This is a genomic window from Streptomyces sp. NPDC096132 (genome assembly GCF_044763345.1).
GTDB lineage: Bacteria > Actinomycetota > Actinomycetes > Streptomycetales > Streptomycetaceae > Streptomyces.
Map to the genome: position 1 here is coordinate 30,024 of NZ_JBIWGA010000048.1, position 11,726 is coordinate 41,749.

Annotated in this window: 10 protein-coding genes; 7 read left to right on the top strand and 3 right to left on the bottom strand. The window is 70.2% G+C overall.

The genetic code is table 11. The features are described 5' to 3' along the window. Positions 1-29: 29 nt before the first annotated feature. The 5 genes from ACIRF9_RS49485 to ACIRF9_RS49505 all read left to right on the top strand — a co-directional run bounded on the left by ACIRF9_RS49485 (position 30) and on the right by ACIRF9_RS49505 (position 6,575). Positions 30-530, top strand: a complete 501-nt coding sequence (locus ACIRF9_RS49485) for a GNAT family N-acetyltransferase (protein ID WP_403836978.1) — start codon at positions 30-32, stop codon at positions 528-530. A gap of 142 nt (positions 531-672) precedes the next feature. Beyond that, positions 673-1,575, top strand: a complete 903-nt coding sequence (locus ACIRF9_RS49490; RefSeq protein WP_403836980.1) for a glycoside hydrolase family 26 protein — start codon at positions 673-675, stop codon at positions 1,573-1,575. A gap of 63 nt (positions 1,576-1,638) precedes the next feature. Beyond that, positions 1,639-2,424, top strand: a complete 786-nt coding sequence (locus ACIRF9_RS49495) for a M23 family metallopeptidase (protein WP_403836982.1) — start codon at positions 1,639-1,641, stop codon at positions 2,422-2,424. A 223-nt stretch (positions 2,425-2,647) separates the two neighbouring features. Then, positions 2,648-4,690, top strand: a complete 2,043-nt coding sequence (locus ACIRF9_RS49500; protein WP_403836984.1) for a TerD family protein — start codon at positions 2,648-2,650, stop codon at positions 4,688-4,690. Between the two features lie 148 nt (positions 4,691-4,838). Then, positions 4,839-6,575 (top strand): lysyl oxidase family protein, encoded by a 1,737-nt coding sequence (locus ACIRF9_RS49505; RefSeq protein WP_403836986.1) that lies wholly within the window; start codon positions 4,839-4,841, stop codon positions 6,573-6,575. Positions 6,576-6,624: 49 nt separating this feature from the next. Here the strand turns inward: ACIRF9_RS49505 and ACIRF9_RS49510 are convergent, their stop codons facing one another. Together ACIRF9_RS49510 and ACIRF9_RS49515 are read right to left on the bottom strand one after the other, a co-directional pair. Next, on the bottom strand, positions 6,625-7,098 hold the full coding sequence (locus tag ACIRF9_RS49510) for a carboxymuconolactone decarboxylase family protein (protein ID WP_403836988.1): 474 nt from the start codon (positions 7,096-7,098) through the stop codon (positions 6,625-6,627). A gap of 74 nt (positions 7,099-7,172) precedes the next feature. Then, complete coding sequence (locus ACIRF9_RS49515; protein ID WP_403836989.1) at positions 7,173-7,919, bottom strand: lipase family protein; 747 nt, start codon at positions 7,917-7,919, stop codon at positions 7,173-7,175. A gap of 326 nt (positions 7,920-8,245) precedes the next feature. On the opposite strand from ACIRF9_RS49515, the gene ACIRF9_RS49520 reads away from it, so the two are divergent. Both ACIRF9_RS49520 and ACIRF9_RS49525 read left to right on the top strand, forming a co-directional pair. Then, a complete protein-coding gene (locus tag ACIRF9_RS49520) occupies positions 8,246-9,661 on the top strand; it encodes an LCP family protein (RefSeq protein ID WP_403836990.1) in 1,416 nt (471 codons plus the stop codon). Between the two features lie 263 nt (positions 9,662-9,924). Further along, positions 9,925-10,419 (top strand): MarR family winged helix-turn-helix transcriptional regulator, encoded by a 495-nt coding sequence (locus tag ACIRF9_RS49525; RefSeq protein ID WP_403836991.1) that lies wholly within the window; start codon positions 9,925-9,927, stop codon positions 10,417-10,419. A gap of 174 nt (positions 10,420-10,593) precedes the next feature. Here ACIRF9_RS49525 and ACIRF9_RS49530 read toward each other — a convergent pair whose 3' ends face one another. Then, entirely contained in the window at positions 10,594-11,577 is a 984-nt protein-coding gene (locus ACIRF9_RS49530; protein ID WP_403836992.1) for an aldo/keto reductase, read from the bottom strand. Positions 11,578-11,726: the final 149 nt, after the last annotated feature.

Sequence of the window (11,726 nt, forward strand, 5' to 3'; positions counted from 1 at the left end):
CCCGCCCAAGCCGCCGTAGCATCGCCGCCATGGCGGACTGGAACACACGGCCGGCCACGGCGGGTGACCTCGAGGCGGTGGCGGAGGTACGGGCGGTGGTGATGCGGCCCGACCTGGAACGGCTGGGCCGTTACGACGAGCACCGGGTACGGCAGCGGTTGCGTGACGGGTTCGTGCCCGCGCACACCCTGGTCATCGAGGCCGACGGCGCGTTCGCCGGCAGCGTGGCCCTGCGTCCGGCCGAGGACGCGGACTGGCTGGAGCACTTCTACCTCGCCCCGCACGTCCAGGGCCGGGGCATCGGCACCGCCGTGCTCGCCGGGCTGCTGGACACCGCCGACCGCGACGGCCGGCGGGTGCGTCTGAACGTGCTTCAGGGCAGCCCGGCCCGCCGCCTGTACGAGCGTCACGGGTTCACGCTGGAGCGGGAGGATGCCGTGGATGTGTTCCTCGTGCGGGAGCCGCGTCCCCGGTACGGGTGGTTCGATGGCGAGTCCGGGGTGCGGCCGGGGGACGGGACGTCATCATGACCGGGTGCTTCAGTCGGCAGTTCGTCCACTTTGTCCCGTCCGCTCCCGTCGTCCCGTTCGCCCTTTCCTGAGGCTCCTTCTGGTCGTCCTCGTCCTCGTCGCCGGACCCGCGTGCGTCCCCGGCGGGGAGTGGGCGGCGGGGGTGCCCGACGGGAAGGAGGCCGGCGGGCCGCCGCCCGCGCCCTTCGGGGCCTACGTCGGATACGGCTCCGAGGGGGTGCGGCGGATCTCCGAGCTCGACGGCTGGCTCGGGCCGGCCACGCCCCGGGTCGGGCACGCCTACCTGGCGGGGGACACGTGGGACCACATCGAGGGGGAGCCCGGAGACCTCCACCACTGGGCGGAGTGGCGCCGGGCCCGCTCCGACCGGCTGTTCGTGCTCAACGTGCCGATGCTGGACCGCGCGGAGGCGCACCTGTCCGACGCGGCGGTGCGCAGGCTGCTGCGCAGGGGGGCGGACGGCGCGTACGACGGGCACTTCCGGACGCTGGCCCGACGGCTCGTGTCGCTCGGGATCCCGGACACCGTGCTGGTCGTCGGGTGGGAGATGAACGGGATCACCTACACCCACCGGTGCGGGCCGGACCCCGACGCCTGGAAGGCGTACTGGGTGCGGATCGTCGAGACCATGCGGTCCGTGCGTGGGCAGCGGTTCCGGTTCGAGTTCACGCCGAACCGGGGCCGGGACGCGATTCCGTGGACCGCCTGCTATCCCGGCGACCGGTATGTCGACGTGTTCGGCATGGACGCCTACGACCAGCCGAGCGGCATGTCCTTCGACGAGCAGGTCCACGAGCCGTACGGCCTCGCCGCGCACGTGCGGTTCGCGCGGGAGCACGGCAAGCCGTTCTCGTACCCCGAGTGGGGGCTGTTCCGCAACGGCGACAACCCGTCGTACGTACGCGGCATGCTCACCTGGTTCGCCCGGCAGCGGCCGCTCTACCAGACCATCAGCGACTACTGCCCGCACGGGGTGTGGCGGTGTCCCGCGAATCCGCGGTCGTCGTCCGTGTACCGCAGGCTGACGGCGGGGCCGTTCGACTGAAACCCGGTGCGTGTCCGGTGGCGTACCGCGCCCCGCCCCCGCCACCGGTCTGATGATCCCAATATGCGACGAGAACACTTGCGTGCTGCGGCGACGGCCGGACTGTCCCTGTTGCTGGTCCTGCTCGCCGCCGCGCCCTCCGGCGCCGAGGGCGGCGTCAACAGCGGCAGCGGCGGAGCCCGTACGACCGCCGTCGACGCCGCCGTCCACGCCCACGAGCAGGCCCGCCTGCTGGTCGAACGGCTCCGGGAAGCCGGTGCCCGTCCCGACCAGGTCGAGGCCGCCGAGCGCCGCCGCGAGGACATCCGGGCCGGGTTGTGGGATCTGCTGTGGGCGGCGGAGCGGGGGATCGGCGACCCGGTCGTGGTCGACCCGTCCGGGCAGGGCGGCCGCTGCCCCGTGGACCGGCGCAGCCGCAACCCGCACCATCGCACCGGCGGCCCCTGGACCGCGCCCACCCGTGGCTACTGGCTCTCCGCCGGATACGCCGAGCGGGGCGCCCGCTGGGCCCGCCGGCACACCGGCCAGGACTTCGCCGTGCCCACCGGCACCCCCGTGTACGCCGTCGGCCCGGGCACCGTCCGCGCCACCACCTGCGGCGACGGCTTCGGCAACCAGGTGCTGATCCGCCACCCCGACGGCTACTTCACCCAGTACGCCCACCTCTCCCGCATCGACGTCCGCCCGGGCGACCGCGTCTCGCCGGGCACCCGCATCGGCCTCTCCGGCGCCACCGGCAACGTCACCGGCCCGCATCTGCACTTCGAGGTGCGGATCACGCCCTACATGGGGTCGGCGGTGGCGCCGCTGCCGTGGCTGCGGCGCAAGGACGTACGCCTGGACGGATAACCCCGTGGATGCTCCGCGACCTCTGGCGCCACCTGAAGGGCAGGTACGGGTTCTGACACGGCCGGTCGGCCGCGGCTGACAACCCTGACTGCGGCGGCCTCTCCCGGCTGTCGCCGTACGGTTTTCCGGCGGATCGCCCCGAGATCAACCCTCCTGCCACTAGAGTCTCACCGCGCGTGACATGTGTCGCGAGTCACATCGGTGGGGGCCGTCAGGGGGGCTTGTGTACGAGATGGTCAAGGGCGCCAACGTGGGGTTGGCGACCCTGAGTGAGAACGTCGACTCGGTGATCGTGAGCCTCGGATGGGCAAGCCCCACCGGAGAGGGCGACGCGGACGTCTCCGTTCTCCTGCTCGACGGGAACGGGAAGGTGCGCAGCGACGCCGACTTCTACTTCTACAACCACCCAGTAGCCCCCGACGGGAGCGTGCAGCTCCTGGGCAAGGTACCCACGGGCGAGGGCAGCGAGGACCGGATCGGGTTCGATCTGACGGTGATCCCGGCCGATGTGGACCGGATCGTGGTCGCCGCCAGCCGGTACGAGGGTGCCCGCTTCGGCGAACTGGAGGACCTCAGGGTCACGTTGGCCGACGGAGCCGGTGAGGACCTGCTGCGGTTCGCGATCGACGACGCCGGATCGGTGAGCGCGTTCATCTTCGGTGAGCTGTACCGGCGCGGGGAGGAGTGGAAGTTCCGGGCGGTAGGCCAGGGATACGACACGGGCCTGGCCGGACTCGCCACCGACTTCGGGGTGGACGTCGAGGACGACGCCGCCGAGGACATGGGCGTGGACGCCGAGGCTGACGATGCCGAGGACTACGTCGTAGCCGCGCCTGGCGTCGAGCACGCACCGCCGCCTCCGGCCACCCTCCCGGCGGTGCCCGCGCCGCGCCCGGCCGGGGACGACACCGAGCGGACGAGATCCGGCCCCCGGCCCCGTACCGCCAAGAAGAAGGTCACCCTGCCGAGGACGGCGAAGAAGTCCCTCGCGGAGAACGAGTCCTGGAAGGACGCCCGGCTCTTCCCGGTCTCCGCGCTCAAGAGCGACCGGGACCGCGAGACACGGGCGACCTCGGTGCTGCTGTCCGTGATGGCACAGGTCCCTGAGTTCGGCCGGCGGCTCACGGCGGCCTTCGGGGCGCCGGCGGGCCGAATGGAGACCTTCACCGAGGTGTCCCTGCCGCACGGTGACACCCCGCGCCGTCCCGACGGTGTGATCCGGGTCGAGCGTGCCGGGAAGTTGTGGACCGCTCTGATCGAGACGAAGACCAACGGCAACGCCCTCAGGTCCGAGCAGGTGCAGGCGTACATGGACATCGCCGCGAGGCGCGGCTACGAAGCCGTCATCACGCTCTCCAACGACGTCGCCCTCGAAGGCAGCCCCCTGGTCGACGTGAAGATCGACGGACGCCGCAAGCACAAGGTGGCGCTGCGGCACCTGCCCTGGGCCGAGGTGGCCCATCAGGCCCAGATGCTCATTCGGCACGAGGGCGTGGGCAACAGCGCCCACGCCTGGCTGCTTCAGGAACTCCTGCACTACCTCCAGCACGAGAACTCCGGCTGTCACGGTTTCCAGAACATGGGCGCCGCGTGGGTTCCCGTGCGCAAGGGCATCGAGGACGAGACCCTCTGCCAGGGCGACCCGCGGGCCCTGGAGGTCGTGGAGAGCTGGGAGCGGCTCGTCCGACAGGTCTGCCTGGGGCTCGGCGGCGAACTCGGCCAGAAGGTACTGCCCGTTCAGCGCGCCCGGCGCGGAGCCGATCCCGGAGCGCGCCGTGTCCTTATGGCCGACGAACTCTGCGCCGACGGCAGGCTGCGGGCCGAACTGCGGATCGAGGGGGCGCCCGGCCCCCTTGCGGTGGGTGCCGACCTGCGCACCGGCAGGCTGCGGACGTCCGTCGAGATTCCGGCGCCCGACCAGGGCTACCCCCTGACTTGGGCCAAGCGGCTTGTCCGGAAGCTGGCGGAGGCACCGGCGGACCTCCACGTGGAGACCCTGGTCGAGGAGGCCACGGGCGGACCGCGTGGCACCCTGGAACGGCTCCGCCCTGAACCGGCGGACCTGCTGCCGAAGAACGGCGCGCGGATCACCGGCTTCCGGCTCACCCTCTTCAAGGGCATGGGCAGCAGCCGGGGCAACGCGGAGTCAGGTTTCATCCGCAGCGTCGACGACGCCGTTCAGCGCTTCCACGGCACGGTCCTGGTGCACTTGGAACGCTCCGCTCCGCGCCGCTCCTCGGCCGCCGAACCCTCGGCAGCCGACTGAATCATTCGTTTCTTCCTCAACAGGCAACCCTGGCACGCCTTTTACCTCTCTCACAGGGTGCTCACAGTCCTCGGCCCGATCGGGTGGGCGGGGTGCGCCCGTCGTATGGGGGCCGGGGTGTGGGTTGTCCAGTCCGATGCCACTGACCATGGCACTCGCAGACGAGGAACCGATGACCAGACTGCACCACCGCAAGGGCCTCAAGCGCGGCGCGTTCGCCGCGGGGGCCGCGCTCACCGTCGTCGCCGTCGCCGGGGCCGCTCCCGGTGCCGGCGCGGCGCCGCAGAGCACGGCCGGGAAGCCCAAGCTCAAGCTGATCGCCGCGTCGAAGGCTGTGACCCTCGACCGCTACGAGTGGGACGAGGGCTTTCAGCTCAACTTCGACCTCGGCACCTATCTGACGGTCGACAACGCGCCGCTGGAGTTCAAGACGACGCGCAAGTCGTACAAGGACCCGGTCGTCGTGCAGCAGATCCTGCGCAACGGGTCCAAGGTGACCACGAAGAAGCTGCCCGCCGGGCTCGTCAAGGACTTCAGGGGCCTGCCGGGCTTCCTGGAGATCTCCATCAAGGACAGCACCGGCGCCGAGGTGAAGAAGGTCAAGAGCACCTTCTGCCCGAACAACGCCGCCGGACGACTGCGTCCCAACGCGCCGGCCACCTCGCACTATCCGGAGAGCTGCCCCACCAACCCCTTCACCCTCGGCTCGGTCTGGGGCGTGGAGAAGGGCTGGGCGGCCAACACGACCACCGACGAGTACGACAACCCGGTGGACCTCCCGGCCGGCGAGTACACGGCCAAGGTGACGGTCGCGAAGAAGTACCGCGACCTGTTCGGCATCCCCAACGACCAGCCGACCATCAAGGTGACCGTCCGGCAGTACAGCGACGGCGGCGGCGAAGGGGGCGGGGTCGGTCTCACCCGGGGCTCCATGTCCCATGACATGGCCGGCATGGACCACAGCGGCATGGCGGGCATGTCCGGCATGGACATGAGCGGTGGCGGGCACCACTACGGTCCCCGCGGCGCCGACGCCCCCGTCCCCTCCGCCCTCTCCCACGCCCTCGAGGACCGCGGCCTGGCCAGTCACCTCGGTGACGGCACCGGTCACACCGACGGCTCGCGCATCGCGCCCGCGCTGAAGGCCAACACCAAGCGGCCCACCGGCCGTGCGAGCGTCCCGGCCAACGCGCCCAAGCCGGACCTGCGCTCCCTGCCCGCCTGGGACATCGCGATCACCGACGGCGAGGACGGCGACGCCGCGGGCCGGGACTACCTCGCCTTCAGCGCCAACGTCTGGAACGCGGGCCCCGCCCCGCTCGTCGTGGACGGCTTCCGCAAGCCGGGCGCCGACCTGATGGACTCGTACCAGTACTTCTACGACGCCAAGGGCAAGCAGATCGGCTACACCCCGGCCGGCACCATGGAGTGGGACCCGCGGATCGGCCACGAGCACTGGCACTTCACGGACTTCGCCAGCTACCACCTGCTGTCCGCGGACAAGAAGGACATCGTCAAGAGCGGCAAGGAGGCGTTCTGCCTCGCCAACACCGACGCGGTCGACTACACGGTGAAGAACGCCAACTGGCACCCGTACAACACCGACCTGTCCACCGCCTGCGGTCAGCAGAACTCCATCTCGGTGCGTGAGGTCCTCGACGTCGGCTCCGGTGACACCTACACCCAGTACCGTCCCGGCCAGTCCTTCGACATCACCGACCTGCCGAACGGCACGTACTACATCCAGGTCGTCGCCAACCCGGCCAACCGCCTGAAGGAGACCAGCACCAAGAACAACATCTCGTACCGCAAGGTCGTCCTCGGCGGCACCACCGGTGCCCGCACGGTGACGGTCCCGCCGTACCAGCTGATCGACGCCCGGTAATCCGGGGGCGGGGGTGGTCACGTCGGCGTGACCGCCCCCGTCGCGGAGCTCAGCCGAACATGCCGGGCTGGTAGTCGCCGGCGGGCTGCTGGACGACGACGTTGAGCCGGTTGTAGGCGTTGATGAGGGCGATGAGGGAGACGAGGGCGGCGAGCTGGTCCTCGTCGTAGTGCTTGGCGGCGTTCTCCCAGGCCTCGTCCGAGACGCCGCCGGCCGCGTCGGCGATCCGGGTGCCCTGTTCGGTCAGCTCCAGCGCGGCGCGCTCGGCGTCGGTGAAGACCTTGGCCTCGCGCCAGGCCGCGACCAGGTGGAGGCGCTGGGCGGTCTCCCCGGCGGCGGTGGCGTCCTTGGTGTGCATGTCGGTGCAGAAACCGCAGCCGTTGATCTGGCTGGCGCGGATCTTCACCAGCTCCTGCGTCGCGGCCGGCAGCGTCGAGTCCGAGACCGCCTTGCCGGCGGAGTTGATGTAGCGGAGGAACTTGCCGGCGACCGGGTTGCCGAAGAGGTTGAGGCGAGCGTCCATCGTGAGCTCCAGTGTCGTTGTCGTGGTTACACCTCTCTGACGGAACCGGCCGCGGGAATGTGACAGGGCGGGACTCAGGCGCCGAGACTTTTTTCCAGGAGTTCCACGTACCGGTCGACGAAATGGTCCCGTACGCCGTCCGAGGCGGGTGCGAAGAGGTCGGCGGTCGCGCCCCTCACCTTGTCGGCGAGCAGGGCCGGCGTGGGCATCCGGTCGTGCAGTTTGCCGCCGGCGTCGAAGTACCGTACGGCGTCGACGTGGTGGAAGGCCGGGGTCGGCGGGACCTGCGGGACCACGTCGTTGTTGTTGACGAAGCGGAAGGTGCGGCCCTTGAGGGCCTGGGCCTCGCAGTGCATACGGGCACCCGACAGCATGGCGAGCGCGCCACCGAGGCTGTGGCCGGTGAACCAGACGGACTGCCCGTTGTCCTTGAACTCGGCGACCGTGTCACGGACCTTCGGGTGCACGACGTCGAGAGCGCGATGGAAGCCGTGGTGGACGAATCCCTTGCCGGCCGGGCCGGGGACGGGCGGGGTGTTGGCGTCGCTCAGCCAGTCCCGCAGGTTCTCCGGCTCGGTGCCGCGGAACGCCACGAGGATCATGTGCTCGCTCGCGGCCACGTACGCCTGGGTGTCCTCGAGGGGGAAGGGCATGGTGTGCGGCGAGGAGAAGTGACGGAAACGGTCGAAGCCCCAGCCGTCGGCGAGCCGTTCGGCCTGCTCGGGGGACTTGTAGGCGGCGCGGGCGGCTTCGGCCAGCCAGTAGGCGTGGTTGAGGGAGTAACCGGAGACCGAGTGGTTCAGGGGGGTGGGCGCGGACATGGGGGACCCTCCGACGTACGGGACGTGCTGCTGGTGTGCCGTCGATCCTTGCCGCCCACCGCCCGCCCCGGTGGTCAGCCGTCCGGCGAACGGCGGGCGCGCGAGAGCGGTGCGGAGGCGTGAGGGAGCGTCACCGACCGTGTGGGTGACCTCTTCTGACGGTCCGGAGGGCAACCCTTGTGCGACTCCGTTCGTCTCCTGAGACGTCTGTGCTTGCCGGACGTATTCCTGCGTGTGTGCAGGGTTCCGGCGTTCGGCGGTGACCACGCCGACGGTCCGAGCACGGTGTACGGGGTGGAACGGCCGATGCGGAGGAGCGAGCGCCGATGAGCGGAACGAGGGGGCGCGGGCGTACTCCCGTGGGGGCGGCCGGCCGGGGCAACAGGGGCCGCGGCGGGGGCGGTACGAGGCTCACCCGGCGTGGGCGGGTCGTCGCGTGGGGCGGCGGGGTGACCGCCCTGGTGGTGCTCGGCGTCGGCAGCGTCGGTGCCTGGATCTACCAGGACCTCAACGGCAACATCAAGCAGGCCGAGGTCGACGACAAGCTGGGCGCGGACCGGCCGGTGAACCTCAGCCCGGGCTCGAAGAACATCCTGCTCGTCGGGTCCGACACCCGTGACGGTGCCAACGCCAAGTACGGCAAGGACCTGACCACCATGCAGTCGGACACGCTGATGGTGCTGCACATCCCGGCAAACCGTGAGTGGGCCTCGGTCGTCTCCTTCCCGCGTGACTCGTGGGTGGAGATACCGTCGTGCGAGACGGGCGACGGCGGTACGTCCGACCCGCAGCACTTCAAGATCAACAAGGCGTTCGCGATCGGCGGCAGCAGCGGCAAGGTCGCCGAGGCCGCCGCGTGCAGCATCAAGACCATCGAGGCCAACACGGACCTGCGCATCGACCACTTCATGTCGATCGACTTCTCCGGCTTCAAGGGCATGGTCGACGCGCTGGACGGTATCGAGGTCTGCCCCGAGCAGGCCATCCACGAGAAGAACTCCAAGCTGGACATCGAGGCCGGCTGCCAGACGGTGAAGGGCGAGCAGGCCCTCGCCTACGTCCGCGTCCGCTACGGCGTCGGCGACGGCTCCGACATCGGGCGCATCGGCCGCCAGCAGGAGTTCATGGACGCCCTGACGAAGAAGGCCCGGGCGAAGCTCACGGACGCCGACGCGATGTACGGCTTTTTGAAGTCCGTCACCAACTCCCTCACCGCGGACCCCGACATGGCCGGCATACAGCCCCTGTACGGGCTGGCGAACGAGCTGAAGGGCATCCCGGGCGACCGTCTGAGTTTCCTCACCGTGCCGAACTACGGGCGTGAGGCGGACGACCCCAGCGACAAGGCCAACGTCGTCTGGCAGTACCCGCAGGCCGCCGACCTGTTCACCTCCCTGGCCAAGGACAAGGAGGTCACCAAGGCGCAGGTGGATGCCGCGAAGAAGGACGTGGTGTACGCGTCCTCCGTGAAGTTCCAGGTGCTCAACGGCACCGGCATCGGCGGACGCGCGGCGGCCGTCGCCGAGCGGCTCACCGAGGCCGGCTACGGCCTCGCCGGTACGGGCAACGCCCCCGCGAACGTCACGAAGACGACCGTCACCTACCCGGCGGGCATGGAACGCCAGGCCGCGGCACTCGCCTCGCGTCTGCCGGGCGTCCGCGCGGTGCAGGACGCCTCGGCGGCGGCCGGCATGGTCACCGTCGTCGTGGGTCCGGAGCTGAAGGTCGAGGACGTCGCCTGATCATCGGTGGTGCACAGGTGGTCCCCGGATGGGGTAAAGTTGATCTCGAGCCGGTCACCGGGAAACAAAAGCGGTGAACGACCTCTGCGTTGGTGGTCCAAGGAAAGACGCCCCGCTTCCTGCGGGGAAATGCAGGTGCAAGGCCTGCCCGGCGCTCCAGTGACGAGTCCCATCCCGTGTCAGGCGGGGTGGGACTCGTTCGTTTTGTGCGCGAGTCCGCCTCGATCTTGCTTGAGTTAGGCAAGTATCTGTACCGTGGAGTAATGCCCACACCGCCACCCGCCGCGCCGGTCCCCACCGATGTGATCGCGATCGAGCGGGCCCTCACCCGCATCACGTATCTGGCCGGCCGCGCCCGCCAGCACGAGCGGCTGATGTCGCTCGCCGGGTTCTCGCTGGACCGCGCCGCCGTGGCGATCCTGCGCCACCTCGCCGCGGACGAGCTGCTGCGCCCCGGCGTGCTGGCCGTCCGCCTCTCCGTCGAGGCGTCCCATGTCACGCGCCAGCTCAGGCAACTGGAGAAGGCGGGCTTCGTGGCCCGGGTCCCCGACCCGGAGGACGGCCGCGCCCATCTCATCCGCCTCACCGAGGCCGGCCGCACCGCCGCCCACCGCATACGGGACGCGGGCCTGCGGGGCATGCACGCCGCCCTGGCCGACTGGACCCCATCCGACCTCCACCAACTGGCCTCTCTCTTCGAGAGGTTGGTGGAGGACTTCGTGACCCATGCGGAAACGGCGGTGGAGGGCGCCGCCTGAGGCGAGTCGTTCCGCGATGATGTGGTCATGGCCCTGTCGGTCATGTTCCTCCGGGGGATCCGAGGCCGGGAGGCGGGCCGCCGGGCGTATCTCTTCACCTTCGGGTGGGGGCAGTTCGTCTGACGGGAGGTGCCCGGGCGGCTCGGCGAAGCCGCCTGCGGACCTGGGGCGGGGTCAGATCCAGGTGGGCACGTGTCCCTCGGCGTAGCGGGCGCCGAAGCCGCCGTGGGGCAGGATCTCGTCGATCGTGGTGAGGTCGGCCTCGGTGAGGGTGACGTCGGCGGCGCCGGTGTTCTCCTCGATGCGCTTCGGGCTGCGCGTGCCGGGGATGGGTACGACGTGCTCGCCGCGGGTGAGCAGCCAGGCCAGGGCCAGTTGGGAGACGGTGATGCCCTTGGTGGCGGCCAGGTCGGCGAGCTGGTCGACGGCCTCGATGTTCTTCTCGTAGTTGCCGGGCTGCCAGCGGGGGTCGGAGTTGCGCATGTCGGTGGCGTCGTAGGTGCCGGCCGGCTTGGCGGTGCCGGTGATGAAGCCGCGGCCCAGCGGGGAGTAGGCGACGAAGCCGATGCCGAGTTCGTCGAGGAGCGGGAAGAGCTGCTCCACGTCCCGCTCGAACAACGAGTACTCGGTCTGCAGGACCGAGACCGGCTGTACGGCGTGGGCGCGCCGGATGGTCTGCGGGCCCGCCTCGCTCAGGCCGAAGTACTTCACCTTGCCCGCGTCGATCAGCTCCTTGACGGTTCCGGCGACCTCCTCGATCGGCACGTCCGGGTCGACGCGGTGCTGGTAGAGGACGTCGATGTGGTCGACGCCGAGGTGGCGCAGGCTGTCGTCGGCGACCTTGCGGATGTTGTCGGGGCGGCTGTTGAGCCCCAGGCCCTTGGACGGGTCGGAGAGGTCGAAGCCGAACTTGGTGGCCAGGACCACCTCGTCGCGGAAGTCCCTGACCGCCCTGCCGACGAGGATCTCGTTGGATCCGGTGCCCCAGCCGTAGAGCTCGGCGGTGTCGAAGAAGGTGACGCCCAGGTCGTGGGCACGGCGGATGGCCGCGAGGCCCTCCTGCTCGTCGCCCGGGCCGTAGGCCATGGTCAGGCCCATCGAGCCGTAACCGATCGCCGAGACCTTCAGTCCCTGGCCGCCGAGTGTCCGGTGCTGCATGACGCACTCCTCAGGTCAAACCAAAATGTTTGTTTTTACCGTACGCCCCGCCGACCGCCTTTGCCAAACAAAACTTTTTGGTTAGGTAGTCTTACGACATGGCTTCTTCGACCGCCGCGGACTCGACCCGCGACCGCATCGTCACCGCG